18 protein-coding genes are annotated in these 16,771 nt (G+C 68.9%); 13 read left to right on the forward strand and 5 right to left on the reverse strand.

Going from position 1 to position 16,771, the window contains the following annotated elements; all coding sequences use genetic code 11:
• Positions 1 to 37: 37 nt before the first annotated feature.
• On the reverse strand, positions 38 to 799 hold the full coding sequence (locus F8566_RS09755; protein ID WP_404800284.1) for a MerR family transcriptional regulator: 762 nt from the start codon (positions 797 to 799) through the stop codon (positions 38 to 40).
• 7 nt (positions 800 to 806) lie between these two features.
• Positions 807 to 1,691 carry a DUF2268 domain-containing protein gene (locus F8566_RS09760; RefSeq protein ID WP_151559690.1) on the reverse strand — a complete coding sequence of 295 codons (885 nt, stop codon included), beginning with the start codon at positions 1,689 to 1,691 and terminating at the stop codon, positions 807 to 809.
• Positions 1,692 to 1,993: 302 nt separating this feature from the next.
• On the opposite strand from F8566_RS09760, the gene F8566_RS09765 reads away from it, so the two are divergent.
• Positions 1,994 to 2,413: a DUF6223 family protein gene (locus tag F8566_RS09765; RefSeq protein ID WP_225993020.1), complete on the forward strand. Its 420-nt coding sequence runs from the start codon at positions 1,994 to 1,996 to the stop codon at positions 2,411 to 2,413.
• Between the two features lie 119 nt (positions 2,414 to 2,532).
• Here the strand turns inward: F8566_RS09765 and F8566_RS09770 are convergent, their stop codons facing one another.
• Positions 2,533 to 3,828: a glycoside hydrolase family protein gene (locus tag F8566_RS09770; RefSeq protein WP_151559693.1), complete on the reverse strand. Its 1,296-nt coding sequence runs from the start codon at positions 3,826 to 3,828 to the stop codon at positions 2,533 to 2,535.
• Positions 3,829 to 4,043: 215 nt separating this feature from the next.
• Between F8566_RS09770 and F8566_RS09775 the strand changes: the two genes are divergently transcribed.
• The 4 genes from F8566_RS09775 (at position 4,044) to F8566_RS09790 (ending at position 8,632) form a co-directional block, all read left to right on the forward strand.
• Entirely contained in the window at positions 4,044 to 5,096 is a 1,053-nt protein-coding gene (locus F8566_RS09775; protein WP_151559695.1) for a LacI family DNA-binding transcriptional regulator, read from the forward strand.
• Between the two features lie 180 nt (positions 5,097 to 5,276).
• Entirely contained in the window at positions 5,277 to 6,599 is a 1,323-nt protein-coding gene (locus tag F8566_RS09780; protein ID WP_151559697.1) for a type 2 periplasmic-binding domain-containing protein, read from the forward strand.
• Positions 6,600 to 6,800: 201 nt separating this feature from the next.
• Complete coding sequence (locus tag F8566_RS09785; RefSeq protein ID WP_151559699.1) at positions 6,801 to 7,667, forward strand: carbohydrate ABC transporter permease; 867 nt, start codon at positions 6,801 to 6,803, stop codon at positions 7,665 to 7,667.
• 128 nt (positions 7,668 to 7,795) lie between these two features.
• Positions 7,796 to 8,632, forward strand: a complete 837-nt coding sequence (locus F8566_RS09790; protein ID WP_151559701.1) for a carbohydrate ABC transporter permease — start codon at positions 7,796 to 7,798, stop codon at positions 8,630 to 8,632.
• Positions 8,633 to 8,666: 34 nt separating this feature from the next.
• On the opposite strand, the gene F8566_RS09795 is transcribed toward F8566_RS09790, so the two are convergent.
• On the reverse strand, positions 8,667 to 9,329 hold the full coding sequence (locus F8566_RS09795; RefSeq protein ID WP_151559703.1) for a hypothetical protein: 663 nt from the start codon (positions 9,327 to 9,329) through the stop codon (positions 8,667 to 8,669).
• Between the two features lie 176 nt (positions 9,330 to 9,505).
• Between F8566_RS09795 and F8566_RS09800 the strand changes: the two genes are divergently transcribed.
• From F8566_RS09800 to F8566_RS09830, 6 genes are all read left to right on the forward strand, one after another.
• Complete coding sequence (locus F8566_RS09800) at positions 9,506 to 10,105, forward strand: TetR/AcrR family transcriptional regulator (RefSeq protein WP_151559705.1); 600 nt, start codon at positions 9,506 to 9,508, stop codon at positions 10,103 to 10,105.
• A 102-nt stretch (positions 10,106 to 10,207) separates the two neighbouring features.
• Positions 10,208 to 11,215, forward strand: coding sequence for a LacI family DNA-binding transcriptional regulator (locus F8566_RS09805; protein WP_151559707.1), 1,008 nt, complete (start codon positions 10,208 to 10,210; stop codon positions 11,213 to 11,215).
• A 117-nt stretch (positions 11,216 to 11,332) separates the two neighbouring features.
• Positions 11,333 to 11,890, forward strand: coding sequence for an RNA polymerase sigma factor (locus F8566_RS09810; RefSeq protein ID WP_151559709.1), 558 nt, complete (start codon positions 11,333 to 11,335; stop codon positions 11,888 to 11,890).
• Complete coding sequence (locus F8566_RS09815) at positions 11,883 to 13,055, forward strand: CU044_5270 family protein (protein ID WP_151559711.1); 1,173 nt, start codon at positions 11,883 to 11,885, stop codon at positions 13,053 to 13,055. The genes F8566_RS09810 and F8566_RS09815 overlap by 8 nt, the downstream gene beginning before the upstream one ends.
• 192 nt (positions 13,056 to 13,247) lie before the next feature.
• On the forward strand, positions 13,248 to 13,757 hold the full coding sequence (locus F8566_RS09820; RefSeq protein WP_151559713.1) for a cupin domain-containing protein: 510 nt from the start codon (positions 13,248 to 13,250) through the stop codon (positions 13,755 to 13,757).
• Positions 13,758 to 13,955: 198 nt separating this feature from the next.
• The gene (locus F8566_RS09830; RefSeq protein ID WP_151559715.1) at positions 13,956 to 14,858 is read left to right on the forward strand and encodes an NAD(P)-dependent oxidoreductase; all 903 of its coding nucleotides are present in this window, start codon (positions 13,956 to 13,958) and stop codon (positions 14,856 to 14,858) included.
• A gap of 161 nt (positions 14,859 to 15,019) precedes the next feature.
• Here the strand turns inward: F8566_RS09830 and F8566_RS09835 are convergent, their stop codons facing one another.
• A complete protein-coding gene (locus F8566_RS09835; RefSeq protein WP_151559717.1) occupies positions 15,020 to 15,400 on the reverse strand; it encodes a winged helix-turn-helix transcriptional regulator in 381 nt (126 codons plus the stop codon).
• Positions 15,401 to 15,495: 95 nt separating this feature from the next.
• On the opposite strand from F8566_RS09835, the gene F8566_RS09840 reads away from it, so the two are divergent.
• Positions 15,496 to 15,897, forward strand: a complete 402-nt coding sequence (locus F8566_RS09840; protein WP_151559719.1) for a nuclear transport factor 2 family protein — start codon at positions 15,496 to 15,498, stop codon at positions 15,895 to 15,897.
• Positions 15,898 to 16,040: 143 nt separating this feature from the next.
• Complete coding sequence (locus F8566_RS09845; protein WP_151559720.1) at positions 16,041 to 16,706, forward strand: hypothetical protein; 666 nt, start codon at positions 16,041 to 16,043, stop codon at positions 16,704 to 16,706.
• The last annotated feature ends 65 nt before the right edge of the window (positions 16,707 to 16,771 follow it).

Here is a 16,771-nt window from a genome sequence, read left to right on the forward strand (position 1 = left end):
GATCGCCGGCGGTCTCGCAGAACGCGCACCACACGAGCTACATCCGGGTCTGCGCGTACGCATGCAGTGCGTCGCGGACGAACGTCGCCCCCGCGGCGTCGTCGTACATGCCGGCGAAGCGGGGGTCGTCGACGTACATGTCCCCCACGCCTTTCACCATCTCGATCGAGCGCTCCCGGTCGCCCTCAGCCGTGGGGGTACCCGGGATCTGGCTCAGCCACTGGACGTGCCGGGCGGCCAGTGACTGAGCCCGTTCCGATGTCGGAGAAATCCCGGCCTTCGCTGCGGCGACCCAAGCGGCGACGAGGTCTTCGGCGGCCTGCTTCCACGCCCGCTGCTGGTCAAGGGTCTTGCCGTGCCACCAGTCGTTGCTCACCTGGTACGCGCGCTCGCCCCAGCGTGAGACCACCTCGTCCTTGTAGCGGTCGTTGAACCCCGACAACATGACGTCCATCCGCGGTTCCGCCCCCGCCTCCAGGGCCTCGAGCGTGTGACGCACGGAGCGGATCTGCCGTTCGATGCGGTCCCGTTCCTCTTCCAGCGCGGCGATGTGGGCGCGAAGCCCGTCGCACGCGTCCACCTCGTCGTCCAGGACCTCGGCGATGGCCTGCAAGCCCATGCCGAGCTGGCGCATGAGCAGGATCCGCTGTAGCCGGGCGACCGCGGTGGGGTTGTAGTAGCGGTACCCGTTCGCGCCGACCCTGGACGGGGCCAGGAGCCCGACGCGGTCGTAATGGCGCAGGGTACGGCTGGTGATGCCGGCCCTCGCCGCGAGCTCCTGGATCGTCCACTCCATCATTCCAGTGTCACCCGCGGCGGAGCGTGGTTGCGATGATCTCCGAGCTGTCGGCGTGCAGGGCCTGTGCCGCCGTCTGCCCGGTCGCCGCCAGATAGGTGTCGACCAGCCGGTTGCCCGCGGCGTACCCGGCGCCCATCGGCAGTCCCACCGGGGTGAGACCGAAGCGCTCGGCGCTGGGGTCGCCGTGCACCCAGGCAGTGAGGTTCTGCATGCCTGTCACGTCAAGCCCGGTGAGCACCTTGGCGAAGATCTCGTCGTCGTGCAGGTGCGGCACGCCGATGCGGGCATGGCCGAGCTCGTCGCCGTAGAGCTGCCGGGCGAAGGCGTCGGCCAAGCCCTCGGAGACGACGTGCTCGCCGACCGTGACGGTCATCGGGTCCCACACCACCCCGCCCGGGCTGAACCGCAGGTTGTGGTGGAGCTCGTGCACGGCGGTGGCCTCCAGCCGCTCCACGTTCTCGGGGAAGGGCCAGAACGTGATGGCGATGTGGCCCGAGATGCCGCCGAACCCGGTCAGTCCTTTGCAGGGACCCATGAAGTGCTCGTCACCCGGATCGCCGAGGACGAACAGCACGGTGATGTCCGGCGCCTCCAGCCCCGGCGTCGCCTCCAGCAGTACGGCGAGGGCGTCGTCGAGCGCGCGTTGCATCCGCTCCCAGGCCCCGGCCGCCGCCAGAGTTTCGAGCGCGTCGAGGCAACGCTCCTCGTCGCGGTCGATGGGGAACCCGGACGTTTCGAGGTGTACGGCCACCAGGTCGACCTCTCCGGGGCTGTAGCGGTACATCCCCTTGTTGGCCTCCAGCATCGAACGCAGCAGGTCAGCGCGGTCCGCGACCGGGGCCAGCAGGATCCGCCTCATGGCGGAGTAGGTGTCAAGAACAGTGATCGACATGGGCCCCGATGCTAGAAGTTGACGCAGCGTCAAGGTCAAACGCGTATTCGTGCCTCGCCATTTACCGACCCACAAGCCCGGAGTCCTGCTCGCGCACGAGCGGCCGGCTACCGCGCCCGCAGTACCTTCGCCGCGCCTGCGACATCCGCAGCAATCGGATGCGTCGTCTGCCGCAGCGCAAAGTGCATCCACCTGCAGGACGACTGGCGGTGCGCCCGGCGACATGATCGGACGACATTCACATCTCTCGGAAACGAGACCCAACGAAAGAGACAAGTGACATGAGCTCATCACCGGCCCGGATGCCAGTCCGACTGCTTGCCGTCACTGGAGCCGTTCTTCTCGGGGCGGTCGGGTTTGCCGCACCGGCGGCCGCAGACGCCTCGATCCAGCCGGTCGCCGCCAGTGCCTACGAAATGAGCGCCGGACGGCTCGGATCCATGGTGGCCAGCGTGCTGGGGCTGATCGGTGTGGTCATCGGTGGGCTGGCCCTGGCCCGCCCCACCAGCCGTTTCGGCACCGGATCCGGCCGACTCGGAGCCACGGTGGCCCTGGCGGCGGGCCTGATCGGCGTCACCCTTGGTGGGCTGGTCCTGGCCACGGCCGACGGTGGTCTCGGCACCGGCAACGGGCTGGGCGGGGCCGTCGTGGCCCTGGTGGTGGGCTTGATCGCTTTGGTCCTCGGTGGCCTGGCTCTGCCCCGCTCCCGCCGCACCAGCTGAACCTATCCCGTCCTCGGCGACCCGCAGGGCCCCTACCTGCTCCCCAGCGGTGACCGCATCTGGTGACTGATCTTTACGTCACCAGCCCGACAGCCGGCACGCCGGTGCGCTCGGAGATGTCATGGTGACGCGTCGCCGCGCCAGATGGCTGAGACGTCGTCGCGTTCGTCGTCGAAAAGGAGGCGGCGGACTTGGAGGCGGTCGCCGGTGACGTTGCGGACGGGGGCGGTCCATGGTCCGTAGCTGGCCGTGGACAGGGTGAGGATGTCGTTGGCGTAGACCTCGACGTGCTCGCCGACGCACAGGATTTTCAGGCGCGATGGCACCTCGGTCGCATGGGCGGCCTGGAGTTGGGCGGCCGGAGAGGCGATCGCCACCTTGGTGCCGTCCACTGTGACGGTCAGATGGCCGCGTAGCTCTACGCGAGCGGATTCGCTCTCGAGTTCGACGTCGATGACCGCGTCGCCGACCGGCTCGTCGGTGACGGGGCCCAGCAGCTGCTCGATCCGCGGCCACCAGCCCAGACGTGGCCCTCGTGGTGTTCGCCGGAGGACTTTGGGCTGGGCGAGCATGCCCCGGCACTCCGGGCCGTCGTCGCGCAGGCCTACCCGGCGGGGAACCGTGTGCAGAACGAGTCGTTCGTGGTCCGGGCCGTCGATCAGCCGGGGCGCGTAGGGGCCGGGTGGGGCGATGGGGCCGAGCGGCTCCCACGGCCCCGTGACCTTCTCGGCCGTCCATGCGGCGATGTGACGCGCGGGGGAGAGGGAGGCCAGCAGCAGCCAGCCCCCGTCGAACGGCTCAAGGACGGGGCACTCGAGCTCGTCGACGTCGCCGGGGATGAGCGGGGACGGATGGATCTCCCAGTGCTCGAGGTCGTCGGAGGTGGCCAGCCCGACACAGCCGGCGCGGTCGAGCGGGTCGTCGGCCGTCCGGGCCGCGGTGAGCATGGTCCAGGTCGCTCCGGGCACCCCGTCGGCGACGACCCATGGGTCGCGCCACGCCTCACCGAGACCCGTCCGGTACCAGCGAGGATCGGGGAGCGCGACCGGCCCGTTTCCGACCCTGCGCCATCCGGTGCCGTCGATGCGGTCGGAGACGGCCAGCCCGATCCCCTGCCTGGGGTCGGGCCGGAGTGACACCCCGGTGTACGCCATCGCGAGACCGGAGCCGTGCGGGAAAGGGTGCATCGTCCACACCGCGGAATCGTCGAAGCCGCCGGGGTGTCCGACCCCGAATGCCGGCCCGAGCGGCTCCCAGGAGATCAGGTCGTGGGACCGGGCCCGCCCGTAGGACGTCTCCATCCGCGTTGCGTCGAACTCCGGCGTCCACGGACCCTGCAGGTGGAGCAGCACGTACGGCGCCGGCCCCAGCACAGCGAAGTCGTTCAGGCACATGCCAGGCGGCGCGTAGCGCACGGATCCCTCCAACGATGACGAGCTGCGTAAGCGCTTGCTCAAGCCGGTAGGTCAGCGAGAAGCCTATTCAGTAGGGATCTTCGCGTCTGTCACTCGCCAGAGTGTGACCCACTGAAGGAAAGATGTGCAAGCGCTTGCACACGCCAACGCCTCCCTGTAGCTTCCGTGGCATGTGCCGCACGTCACAGGGCGGCCCGTTCCGTCGAAGGAGCCCGATGAGCAGCACGCTCGATGACGTCGCCCGGCTGGCAGGAGTGTCACCGGCGACGGTGTCACGGGCACTGCGCGGACTGCCGCGCGTGTCGGAGGTGACCCGTGCCCGGGTGGTGCAGGTCGCCGACGAGCTGGGCTACGTGATCTCTCCCAGCGGCTCGCGGCTGGCCTCGGGACGCACCCACACCGTCGGCGTCGTGGTGCCCTACGTCAACCGCTGGTTCTTCGGCCAAGTGATCACCGGGGTGGAGAGTGTGCTCCGGGCCGCCGGGTTCGATCTGCTGCTCTACAACCTCGGCGGCGACGCCGGTCGCGACCGGTTCTTCGCCGAGATGCCACTGCGCAGGCGGGTGGACGCGGTGATGGTGCTGAGCCTGCCGATAGGTGACGCCGAGGCGGAGGCGTTCCGGGCGCTGCGGGTGCCGATCGGCCTGGTCGGGTCCGCGGTGGAGGGCTTCGCCGGAGTACGGATCGACGACGTCGCCGGCGCCACCGCGGCGATGCGGCACCTCACCCACCTCGGCCATCGTGAGATCGCGCTGATCTCCGGCGGCGCCGACGTGCCCATGCATTTCACCCCGCCGATCGACAGGCGTGGCGCCTACCTGGACGTTCTCGATTCGGTCGGCGTCGAGTACACCCCGGATCTGGAGGCCGCCGGCGATTTCACCATGGCGGGCGGAGAACAGGCGATGGGGGAACTGCTGGGCCGATCCCGCCGGCCCACGGCGGTGTTCGCCCAGTCCGACGAGATGGCCTTCGGCGCGATGCGAACGATCCGGCGGGCCGGGCTCCGGGTGCCGGAGGACATCTCCGTGGTGGGGTTCGACGACCACGACATGGCCGACCTGCTCGATCTGACCACCGTCCGGCAGCCCGTCGTCGAGCAGGGCGCCACGGCCGCGACGATGCTGCTCGACTGGCTGGCGTCGGGAGAGCCGCCCGCCGAGCCGGCCAAGGTCCTGCCCACACGGCTGATCGTCCGGGGGAGCAGCGCACCTCTGGCGGGCGATCCCGAAACGTCACGGCATCACGCCCCCCGACCAGAGGCCTGATCACACACTGCACACACGCCCCGCATCCTTCCAACCCACTGGCACCGCTTACCGCTCTCGCACCGCACGTTCGGCATCACACCCCTCGTGCCACCACATATTCGTCGTGCATTCACCGCGCCCCACGCACCCCCTCGCGCACGCCAGCGCATTGCCGGGGCGGCGGAGAAAGGACACTCAATGACCCTCCGGAAGCTGATACCGATCACCGCCGCGCTTGCCGCGGCTTCTCTCGCGGCCACGGCGTGCGGCGGCTCGGCTGAGCCCGTCGCCGAGGGCGGCTCGGGCACCGGGCCCATCACCGTCTGGGCCAGCCAGGGCCAGGAGAAGGAGGCCGCCGCACTCCAGGACATCGTGACGCGGTTCAACACCGGCCAGACGGCCGTCAAAGCCCAGCTCCGCCTCATCCCGGAGGCCGACTACCCCAAGGCGATCGCGGCCACCCAGGCCAAGGCGCTCCCCGACGTCCTCATGGTCGACGGCCCGACCGCCACCAACCTCGTCTACGACCAGAAGCTCACCGCGCTCGACCCGTTCGTCTCCGCGAAGGTCAGGGCGAACGCCACCGAAGCCATCAAGGCTCAGGGCACGATCGGCGGCAAGCTCTACGTCCTGGGCCAGTTCGAGGCCGGCCTCGGCATCTGGGGCAACAAGAAACTGCTGCAGGCCGCCGGAGTCAAATACCCCACGGGACTGGCGGACGCGTGGACGGCGCCGCAGTTCACCCAGGCCCTGACCGCCCTGGCCGCCAAGGACGACGACGGCAAGGTCCTGGACATCAAGGAGAACTACCCCGTCTTCAACGGCGAGTGGGGCACCTTCGGTTTCTCCCCGATCCTCTACTCGGCCGGCGCGGCCCTCATCCGCAACGGCAAGGCGTCCGGGGCGCTCGACAGTCCCCAGGCGGTCGGCGCCATGAAGACCTTCGCCAGTTGGAAGCGCTACGTCGACGCCAACACCAAGGACGACGCGTTCACCAAAGGCAAGGTCGCTCTGTCATGGGTCGGGCACTGGACCTACCCCGACTACGACAAAGCCCTGAGCAAGGATCTCGTCCTGCTGCCGCTGCCCGACTTCGGTAACGGCGTCAAGAGCGGCCACGGCTCCTGGGCCTGGGGCATCTCCGCCACGAGCAAGAACGCCAAGGCGGCCGGCGCCTTCCTCGACCACCTCCTCGGCGACGGACCGGTCACCCAGATGACCACGGCGAACGGCGCGATCCCCGGCACCAGGACGGCGCTGGCCGCGAGCAAGCTCTACAAGCCCGGCGGTCCCCTCGCCCTCTACTCCGCCCAGCTCGACAAGCCCTGCGGCGACAACGCCGACCGTTCCTGCGCGGTCGTCACCCGTCCGCTCACCGCCGGATACCCCGTCGTGTCCAAGCAGTTCGCCGCGGCGCTCAACGAGATCTACAAGGGCGCCGACCCTCAGGCGCAGCTGACCAAGGCGGCCAAGGCGATCGACACGGACTTCGCCGACAACGACGGCTACGTCCTGCGATGACCCCTCTGGGCCGGGGCGAAGAGAGACACGTCCCACCTCGCGCTCCCGCCCCGGCCTGGGCGCCCACCCACAGGAAGAGATCTCATGAACGCACCTGCGGGATTGAAGACAAGGACCCGGCCAGGCCCCCCACTCCTGGCACGCCGATCGTCCACGCCGCGCCGCCGGCGGTTGCGGTCGGAGACCGGAGCCGCGTGGACCATGGCGACGCCCGCGCTCATCGGGCTGATCGTGTTCGTCGCCGCGCCGTTCGTCCTGGCCATCTGGCTCTCCCTGCACCACGTCAAGCTCGGTTCCCCCCGCCCGCCGAACTTCCTGGAGTTGGAGCAGTACAGGCGCATCCTGCTCGACCCGCAGTTCGCCGGCCAGTTCCGCCGCGCCCTCATCAACAACGGTGTGTTCGCCGGCGTGGTCGTCCCAGTGCAGACCGCCCTGGCGCTCGGCCTGGCGCTGATCCTCAACCGGCCGCTGCGCGCCATGCCCCTGTTCCGCACCTTCGTCTTCATGCCGGTCGTGTTCCCGATGGCGCTGGTCGCGGTCGTCTGGCGGCTCATCTACGATCGGGCCCCCGACGGCGTGCTCAACGACCTCCTGAGCGTCCTGACGTTCGGGCACCTCACCGCCCATGACTGGCTCGGCGATCCGGCCACCGCGCTGCCCGCCATCATGCTGCTGTCGATCTGGCAGGGGGTCGGCTTCCAGATGGTCATCATCCTGGCCGGCCTGCAGAGCATCCCGGCCGAACTGTACGAGGCGGCTCAGATGGACGGTGCGGGCCGCTGGCAACGGTTCCGCGTGGTGACCCTGCCCGGCCTGCGCAACACACTGATCTTCGTCGTGATGGTCACGACCATGCTGTCGTTCCGGCTGTTCGACCAGGTCTACATCCTCACCCAGGGCGGCCCCGGCAACTCCACGACCACCGCGATGTACGAGGCCGTCTCCACCACCTTCGACGGAGGCGACGTCGGACGCGCCGCCGCCATGACCGTCGTGCTGTTCGTCATCGTGCTGGCGCTGACGATCCTCCAGCGCCGCGTTCTGCGGGAAGACCGGGTGATCCAATGACCGCGCACCGCGCCTCACCAGCGCACCGAACGGCCTCCACCGCGTCCACGGCCTCCACGGGGTCCGCCGCGTTCACCGCGGCTACCGCGCGATCGGGCTTCCATCGGCGCGGCTCCAGCCGCCGACGCATGGTCCGTCGCCGTGCGGCGAAGACCGCCGACTACGTCGCGATGACGCTCGGCGGCCTCCTGTTCGCCGCCCCGATCCTCTACATGATCATCGGGAGTCTCAAGCCTGACGGTGAGGTCCTCGGCGGCTTGGGCGGATTCGTCCCCCGGAACCTGTCCTTGGGCAACTACACAGACGTCTTCCGCCGCTTCGACTCCGACGCCACCGGCCATCTCACGGGCTTCTTCGCCACCTCCCTGATCGTCACCACGATCGTGGTCGTCGGCGGCCTGATCATCAATTCGATGGCCGGCTACGCCTTCGCCCGCATGCGCTGGCGGGGCCGCGACCTGACCTACGCCGCCGTGCTCGCGCTGGTGGTCCTGCCCTTCGAGGCGATCGCCGTGCCGCTCTTCTACATGCTCAACGACTACCGCGACACCATCGGCGTGCAAGCGGTGCCCTTCGTCGCCAACGCCTTCTCCATCTACCTGTTCACCACGTTCTTCCGCGGCCTGCCCAAGGAGATCGAGGAGGCGGCGCGCATCGACGGCGCCGGCCCCTGGCGTTGCTACCTGCGCGTCGTCGTCCCGATGAGCAAGCCCGCCTTCGCCACGGTCGCGATCCTCACCTTCCTCACCCAGTGGAGCTCCTTCCTGTGGCCGGTCCTGATGGTCAGCGACCCCTCCGTACGGCCGCTTCCCTTGGCGATCAGCGTGTTCCAGGGGCAGCCACCGTTCCAGTGGGGCGACATCATGGCCTTCGGCGTGCTCATGGTCGCGCCCGTGCTGGTGGTCTTCCTGGCCTTCCAGCGCTGGTTCGTCCGCAGCGTGGCCGCCACCGGAATCAAGGGGTAGACCTGCCACCATGAGGCGCTGCCGGGCTCGGCGTTCAGCTGAGCCCGGTTCCGCAGTCGGCGCGGATCCGGGCGCTCACCGCGTAGGCCTCTCCGATCGGTGCCGAGTCGCTTTCCACGTTCACGCTCAGCCGGTAGTTGTAACTGCCCACGCGCCCCTTGGGGCAGACCTCGGTCACCCTGCCGCCGCCTTGCTCCTGACCGCTCGTCCAGGCGGTCTTTCCCACCCCGCCATACGAGCGCCAGCTGGACCAGCTGTCGCGCTGGATCACATGGTGCTGCCGCATCCGCCCCGGGCGTCCCGAGCACCGGGTCCGGAAGCCGGCGCCCTTGACCTGGGCCCGCGGCTTGGCGCCGCCGACCACGATCTCGCCCGACACCGCGAGCTTCTCGACCGTCGTGGTGCACCACCAGCCGCGCACCTTGGTGATCCGCACGGTGTCGCACTCGTACGAACGGAACGGCGCACGATGATCGGCCACTCGTTCGGCGTCCGGATGCCTGGGTGCCGCTTCGATGTCGCCGACCGTCATCCGTACCGACCCGTCACCCATCTCCTCCGCGCGCCACGGCACCCGCGTCGCGGTGGGCGTGGGCTTCGGCGATGCCGTGCTGGTCCGTTCGGAGCAGGGCTTGGGCGATGCAGGCAACGCCGCGTCGCGCGGTTTCGGCGTCCCGCATCCCGCTACCGCGAGCATGCAGGGCACTATGACGACCGGCCAGCGCATAAGCCGCTCCCTGGTGAGACGTGATCTGATCACGGCTCAGACGATCAGTCGCCGCGAACGGTTCCCGGACGATCACCGTCGGCTACGATGATTCATGACTCCGGAAACCGAACCGTTCCGTCTCGTGAGGGCTCTATGCTCGTCCCATGCCCAACGACAGGACGCCGGACAGCTCCCGGCGCAGCGAACGGTCCCGGCAGGCGATCCTTGAGGCCACCCGGGCGCTGATCTCCGAGGTGGGATACCGGAAGGTCTCGATCGAAGCCATCGCCGCCCGAGCCGGCGTCGGCAAGCAGACGATCTACCGGTGGTGGCCGTCCAAGGGCGCCGTGATCTTCGATTCCTTCCTGGCGCTCAGCGAGAGCGCCGGGGGAGAGGGCATCACGCTGCCGGACACCGGTGACATCGAGGCCGACCTCAGGCTCGTCATGCGGGCGACGGTCGCCGAGTTCGCCGACCCGGCCTTCGAGAAGCCGATCCGAGCGCTCAACGCCGAGATCGTCAACGATCCCGACCTCGCCGCTCAGTACCGCGAGAAGCTGGCCCGTCCCGTGGACGACGCCAAGAAGGCTCGCCTGCGCAGCGCTCAGCAGGCAGGCCAGCTCGCCGCGGACGCCGACCTCGACCTGGTCCTTGAGGTGCTCTACGCCCCGCTCTTCCAACGGTGGTTGCACCGCACGGGCCCGCTCACCCCCGAGTACGCCGACTCCCTCGTCGACATCGCGCTCAGAGCCTTCCGCCCCTGACCGACCCGCCCCGCGACTCACTCCTGCCGCCCCGTGACCTCATCCCGAAGGTCCCCACACCCGCTGCCTAGTTGTATAGATATGGGACACAAAGGGAGGGTTATGGCAGCGCGAGGTCGTCCTACGTTGGAGCAGGTCGCGGCCCGGGCGAAGGTCAGCCGCGGCACCGCATCGCGTGTGATCAACGGCTCCGCCGCGGTGAGCCCGCAGACCCGGGAGGCCGTGCTCCAGGCGATCGACGAGCTCGGCTACGCGCCCAACCACGCAGCCCGCACGCTGGCCGCCCGGCGCACGGGGGTGGTCGCCCTGGTGCTCTCGGAGGAACGCGGCCGCCCGTTCGAGCAGCCGTACTTCGGGGAGATCCTGCGCGGGATCAGCTCCGCCACCGGCGCGGCCGAGCTCAAGCTGATGCTGACCTTCACGCACTCGGCCGCCGACCGCGCACGCCTGGCGCACGACCTGCGGACGCAGCGCGTGGACGGCGTCATGGTGATCTCGCTCCTCCGGCAGGATCCGCTGCCAAGCCTGCTGGCGAGCAGCGGCATTCCCACCGTGCTGGGTGGCCGTCCATTCGACCCCGCCACGGTGCAGGGACGCTACGTCGACGCCGACAACACGGGCGGAGCCCGGCAGGCCACCGAATACTTGATCAAGCAGGATCGCCGGCACATCGCCACCATCGCCGGACCACCGGACACCGCGGTGGGCATCGACCGGCTCACCGGATACCGGCAAGCCCTCTCTGGCGGCTCGGAACGGGTGGCCTACGGCGACTTCAGCGAGACCGGCGGCGCCGCGGCCATGCAGGAGCTACTCGAACGCGAACCATTGCTGGACGCGGTGTTCGCCGCATCCGACAACATGGCCGCCGGTGCGCTTCGCGTGCTGGAACGGAAAGGACGGCGCGTCCCCGACGACGTCGCAGTCATCGGTTTCGAGGACTCGGCCATCGCCCCGCGCACCGAACCGGCGCTCACCACCGTCCACCAGCCCACCGAAGGGATGGGCCGGCGGATGGTCGACATGCTGCTCACCCAGATCCACGACACAGCGGCGATCGGAACCCCGGTCATCTGCGACACCAGCCTCGTCATCCGCGCATCAGCCTGATGCCACCGCCGGGCAAGATCACCGCGTGGAGAACGCCGTTCAAAGAAGGCGGGAAAGTAAAACTCAGTTGCGGTTGATACCCATGTGACCGCCATCCGCGCCATGGAAAGGCACCACATGACAGGGGATCCCCCGCCCCGCTTGGACGAGCGTTTCGACGAGGTCTTCGACGCCTACTTCGCCGAGATCCGCCGATACGCAGCCAAGCGGCTCGGCCCGGACGCCGCCGCCGACGTCGCGGCGCAGACGTTCCTTGAGGCATTCCGGCAACGCCGCCGCTACGACCCTCAGCGCGGGAACGTCCGCACCTGGCTGTACGGCATCGCGACCAAGGTCGTCGGCAGGCACCAGCGGGCCGAGATCCGGGCACTGCGGGCCAGCGCCCGCCTGAGCCCGGGCCGCCACACCGAGGAGCACGCCGAACGGGTCGACTCGCGGGTGAGCGCCCAGGGACTACGAGGCGAACTCGCCGGGGCCATCGCGGCACTGCCGCGCGGGCAACGCGACGTACTGCTGCTCGTGGCCCTGGCCGACCTCAGCCACGACGAGGTCGCGGCGGCGCTGGGGATCTCCTATGGCACGGTCGGATCCCGGCTGAACCGTGCCCGAACCAAGCTGCGCAAGGCGCTGGGCGGGACCAATCCGATGCTCACTTTGGAGGAACAACATGGATGAGGTCCGGATGGTCCGCGACAGCTACGGCGAACCTCCCCGACCCAGCCCCCAGCAGCTGGCCCAGGAGATCGCCCAGGTGAAGGCGATGCTGAACGAGCCGCAGCGCCGTTCGCTGCCCCGGTTCCGGTGGGGCATGGGTGGCCTCGGCGGCCTGGTCGCGGTGGGCGCGGCGGCGGCCGTGGCGATCACGCTGGCCGGGGGAGGGGGTGGCGAGAACACCACGGTCTCGCCGCCCGGCCTGGTGAACCTGGACGCCAAGGGGGCGGTCCTCGCGGCTGCGCAGAAGGCCGAACAGCAGTCGATCGGCAAGTACTGGTACACCGGCACGGTGTCGGGACAGTCTTACGTGATCCGTGCCAAGACCGGGACCTACGCGATCAGCGGTGCGGCCTACGAGTCGTTCAGCTGGAGTGGCGTCAAGTCCGGCATGGGAGATCTGTACTACGGGCGGGACCTTCCCGCCCACCCGCTGACCAAGGAGGATGCGGCGCTGTGGCGCAAGGCCGGCTCGCCGTCGACCTTCCGCGTCCCGGGCGACGGCCGCACCAACACCTACACCACCAAGGTGGCGAAGTGGCGGTCGAGCGGCCCGAACCTCGGCGGGAACCCCCGTGGCGGCGGGGACTTCCTGGGGAAGTCGGCCGAGGAACTGCAGAACCTCCCGACCGATCCGGCCAAGCTCGCCGAGATGTTCCTGAGCGGGGGCGAGCTGGCCAAGGCTTCGCCGAAGAGGCCGATGACGCAGGCCCAGAGAGCCGCGGGCCAGATCTTCAGGGTGTCGGGTCTTCTGAGCACTCCGGTCCCCCCGAAGGTCCGGGCCGGTCTGATGCGGGCACTGGCCTCCCAGCCGGGCATCCACGCGATCGGCCGCGTCACCGATCCGCTGGGACGCACCGGCATCGCGCTGGCCTCCGACGACCGCGCCATCACGGTCACCGGCGAGTTCGGCACGCCGAAGATCGAGCAGGGAACCTACCGTTCCCGCGAAGTGATCGTCTTCGATGAGCGCACCGGCGCGCTGCTGTCCCGGCAGGACACGTTGACCAAGCCCGGTGGACGGTACGCCGAGATGAAGCCGGGCTTCGTCATCGAGTACCAGGCCAGCCGCTCGGCCGGCTGGACCGACACCAAGCCGAAGCCCCCGGCCGAACTCCCGTTCAGCTGACCCACCAGACGGCCTCCACGCCGTCCCGCGCCTCGCCGCTCGCGTTCACCCAAGCTCAAGGCCCCGCCGAAATGTCGGCGGGGCCTCTTGGCAGCTCAGCGGCGAAGTAGATGAGCACTCATTTAATTGACACTCGCGCAACCACTGATTATCTTAGTGCTCATCTAGTCAGTCCTCGTCTATGGAGTGACCATGTCCTACCCCGACCCCCGCTACTTCGGTGAGCATGGCGAGACCAGCGCCACCTTCCGGCCCGCGACCGCCGCGCCCGACTTCGTCTCCAAGCCCGTCACCACCGACGGCCCCACCGTCTCCCAGGGCACCGCCTATCACTACCTGTCCACCACCGTCTCCACCGGTGGTGAGTACGGCCTGTACCGGGTGGACATGGGCCCGGAGCCCGGCGGGCCCAGCACGCACTTCCACAAGTCGATGTCGGAGTCGTTCTTCATCCTGTCCGGGACCATGCGGCTGTTCGACGGCCGGCGCTGGATCAACGCCACATCCGGCGACTACCTGTACGTACCGGTGGGCGGGCTGCACGCCTTCCGCAACGAATCCGGTGAACCCGCCTCCATGCTCATGCTCTTCGCCCCCGGCGCACCCCGGGAGGAGTACTTCGAAGGCGTCACCGAGTTGGGCGGCCTCAGCGAAGAAGAGCGCGCGGAGTTCTTCCTCCGCCACGACAGCTTCTTCGTCTGACCCCGGCCGGCCGAGCACTCCCATGACCTACGTGGCCGTTACCTAAGACTCCTCCACCGGCAACATCCACACCATGGCGAAGGCTGCGGCTCGGGCCGCCGAGAAGGCAGGCACCGACGACACCGTCCCCGACCCGTGACGGTGCCCTTACTGACCACCTCCCAAATCAGCCAGTCCTCCGACCCGAAAGGGATCACCATGACAGCGACAACCGGCGACAGCATTGCCGCCACAGGCCAGGTCACCGTGCTCGGCCTGGGCGACATGGGATCGGCGATCGCCAGAACGTTCGTCGAGCGCGGATACCGCACGACGGTCTGGAACCGGACCGCGAGCAAGAGTGCGCCGCTGGTCGACGCCGGGGCCATCGCGGCCGCGACGGCCGCGGAGGCGGTGGCCGCGAGCCCGCTCGTGGTGGTCTGCCTCCTCGACGGCGCAGCGGTCGACGAGGTGCTGGCCTCGGTCGATGCCGCGGTCGCGGGCAAGGTGCTGGTGAACCTCACCAGCGGCTCTCCCGCCCGGGCGCGGGCGAACGAGCGCTGGGCGAACGAGCGCGGCGCCGACTACCTCGACGGCAAGCTCATGGGAGACCCGCCGTACATCGGCACGCCGAACATCATGATTCCGATCAGCGGCTCCGGCAGCGCCTGGGCCGCCCACGAGCCGGCTCTGAAAGCGCTGGGCAGCGTCGCCTACCACGGCGCGGACGCCGGCTTGGCCGCCGTGGAGTTCATGGCCCAGGTCGCGGTGTCCTACGAGCTGCTCATCGGCTACCTGCACACACTGCGGCTCGTACAGGCAGAGGGCGTCGACGTGGTGCAGTTCGCCGAGCGCGTCGCCGGTTCGATACCCGCTTACCCGCCGTTGCTGACCTCGATGGCACGGGCGGTCAAAAGCGGCGACCACCAGCCGGACCTCGGTTCGCTCAACGTCCAGGCCGCACTGATGAACGACATGATCAGCCATCGCGAATCCGTCGGCGTGGAAGCCATGCGGATGCGGGAGGTCAAGCAACTGATGGACCGCCGGATCGCCGACGGACACGGCGAACAGGGCTTCTCGAGCCTGTTCGAGCTTCTGACGAAGCACAGCCTCTCGTAAAGCCGCCCAGCCCCGGGTCGTGACAGGGAATGGGCTCATTTCCTGTCACGACCGCATCCGGCCGCCGCGAATGGCCCGCACGTGGCCAGCTGGAATGTCACCGACGGCTCGTACGGTCGAAGACGACACGTCTGGTCACCCGGCCGTGCCGACCAGGGAGATCAGCGACCGGCGTCGTAGGCTTCGCGCGCCTTGAGCACCTCGGCGATGTGCTCCTCGGCCCAGTTGCCCAGCGCCTGCAAAGGCGCGTGCAGCGTGTGTCCCAGCGCGGTCAGCTCGTATTCGACTCGGGGTGGCATCTCGGCGTACACGTGCCGTTTGACCAGCCCGTCGCGTTCCAGATCCCGCAGCGTTTCGGTGAGGACCTTCCCGCTGATCCCGTCGACCGCGGTGCGGATGTCACCGAACCGCAGCCTGCCCCGACTGAGGACGATCACCACCATCGCCGTCCATTTGTTGGCGATGCGGGCCAGCGACGTGCGAGACGGACAGGTCTTGGTGAGCACGTTCCAGTCCGGCTGCCAGCCAGACGGTTGTGACATGGGCCACACCCCCAATTAGTTACGTTGAGGTAAATGGTTACCTTTGGTGAGTATAGGGCGCCAGCAGGAAGAACTTACCGAAGGAGATAATTTCGATGACCGAGTCGCCCACCCTCGCTGTCGCCCGCCGGTACGTCCACGCGATGGCCGCCAAGGATTTCGCCGCCGTCGCGGGCCTGTTCGCCGACGACATCGTCTGGCACCAGCCCGGCGACCACCGCTTCTCCGGCACCTACAGCGGCGCCGCCGCGGTCAACGAGGCGATCGGCGGCCAGATGGCCGCGACCGAGGGAACGCTCGACATCGCCATCACCGGCGAGCCCATGATCAACGACGCGCTCGCCGCGTTTCCCGTCCACTTCTCGGCCAAGCGCAACGAAGCGCACATGTCCATGGACGGCATCGACGTGCTGAGGGTCGAGGGCGACAAGATCGCCGAGGTGTGGCTGTTCTCGTCCGACCAGAAGGCCGAGAACGACTTCTGGGACGCCGCCTGAACGTCCAGGCTCCATTTCCCCGGTGGTGCCGCCGGTTCCCTGGTGGTGCCGCCGGGGAAATGGCCGGGCCTCATCGAGGTGGGATTGTCATGATCGGCCTGGCTGAGCCATGATCTTCACCTTGAGTGGGGGAGGGGTGGCCGGTGGCCAAGGAGTTCCGCGACATCGCCGGCAAGGCGGCCAAGGTCGTCGCGCAGCAGGCCCGTCAGCGGGGGATCTTTCTTTCGCTGAGTGACGACGAGATCCAGTCGTTCCTCTCCGGCGTGGTTGAGGCCGGGGAACGGCTGGAGGCCTACGCAGATCTTCGGCCGCATCCCGACTGCCCGAAAGTGCCCCGCAGGCGGCGGGTGCAGGACGGCTTCGGCGGCAAGACGCCGGCCAGGAAGATGGCAGGTGCCGGGGTGGAGATCGCCGCCTTCGCCACGGGGGCCTGGGAGCCTGACAGCAGGGCGCGGCTGGCGCCGGCGCTTCATGGCGGGCTGGACAGCGTGGCGGGGCAGCTTCTCGTTCAGTTCAACCCGGTGACCAGCGGGTGCGAGCATGTCCTCGCTGTGACGAGCCAGCGTTTGATGCTGGTTCGCATTCGCGGCGGGGTCGGCCGGAAACTCGGGCCAGCCATTGTGCCGTGGTGGGTCCAGCGCGCCCAGGTTTCGGCCAGTCGCCGCTACGGCCAGGGGGACCTCGGTCTCGGCTTCGCCGACTCCTCGTGGATCCGGCTGTCCGGCGGCGTCTCGGCTAGAGGTGAAGCCCTCCGCGCCTGCTTTCCCGACGTCCCCGGCCCCTGGCCCGGAGACAAGAAGCGACGCTGACGGTACTTGTCGCCTGGGAACAGCCGACGCGCCGATGCGAACTGACGCTGGCGAATTATTTGCCA

The organism is Actinomadura rudentiformis (assembly GCF_008923185.1).
Classification (GTDB): Bacteria; Actinomycetota; Actinomycetes; order Streptosporangiales; family Streptosporangiaceae; genus Spirillospora; species Spirillospora rudentiformis.

Excerpts from the sequence above, each read along its gene's own strand:
- F8566_RS09810 (WP_151559709.1), top strand. The coding sequence starts at position 11,333 with ATGACAGGGGATCCCCCGCCCCGCTTGGACGAGCGTTTCGACGAGGTC.
- F8566_RS09840 (WP_151559719.1), top strand. The coding sequence starts at position 15,496 with ATGACCGAGTCGCCCACCCTCGCTGTCGCCCGCCGGTACGTCCACGCG.
- F8566_RS09755 (WP_404800284.1), bottom strand. The coding sequence starts at position 799 with ATGATGGAGTGGACGATCCAGGAGCTCGCGGCGAGGGCCGGCATCACC.
- F8566_RS09780 (WP_151559697.1), top strand. The coding sequence starts at position 5,277 with ATGACCCTCCGGAAGCTGATACCGATCACCGCCGCGCTTGCCGCGGCT.
- F8566_RS09790 (WP_151559701.1), top strand. The coding sequence starts at position 7,796 with ATGGTCCGTCGCCGTGCGGCGAAGACCGCCGACTACGTCGCGATGACG.
- F8566_RS09760 (WP_151559690.1), bottom strand. The coding sequence starts at position 1,691 with ATGTCGATCACTGTTCTTGACACCTACTCCGCCATGAGGCGGATCCTG.
- F8566_RS09765 (WP_225993020.1), top strand. The coding sequence starts at position 1,994 with ATGCCAGTCCGACTGCTTGCCGTCACTGGAGCCGTTCTTCTCGGGGCG.
- F8566_RS09815 (WP_151559711.1), top strand. The coding sequence starts at position 11,883 with ATGGATGAGGTCCGGATGGTCCGCGACAGCTACGGCGAACCTCCCCGA.
- F8566_RS09775 (WP_151559695.1), top strand. The coding sequence starts at position 4,044 with ATGAGCAGCACGCTCGATGACGTCGCCCGGCTGGCAGGAGTGTCACCG.
- F8566_RS09830 (WP_151559715.1), top strand. The coding sequence starts at position 13,956 with ATGACAGCGACAACCGGCGACAGCATTGCCGCCACAGGCCAGGTCACC.
- F8566_RS09800 (WP_151559705.1), top strand. The coding sequence starts at position 9,506 with ATGCCCAACGACAGGACGCCGGACAGCTCCCGGCGCAGCGAACGGTCC.
- F8566_RS09820 (WP_151559713.1), top strand. The coding sequence starts at position 13,248 with ATGTCCTACCCCGACCCCCGCTACTTCGGTGAGCATGGCGAGACCAGC.
- F8566_RS09805 (WP_151559707.1), top strand. The coding sequence starts at position 10,208 with ATGGCAGCGCGAGGTCGTCCTACGTTGGAGCAGGTCGCGGCCCGGGCG.
- F8566_RS09795 (WP_151559703.1), bottom strand. The coding sequence starts at position 9,329 with ATGCTCGCGGTAGCGGGATGCGGGACGCCGAAACCGCGCGACGCGGCG.
- F8566_RS09835 (WP_151559717.1), bottom strand. The coding sequence starts at position 15,400 with ATGTCACAACCGTCTGGCTGGCAGCCGGACTGGAACGTGCTCACCAAG.
- F8566_RS09785 (WP_151559699.1), top strand. The coding sequence starts at position 6,801 with ATGGCGACGCCCGCGCTCATCGGGCTGATCGTGTTCGTCGCCGCGCCG.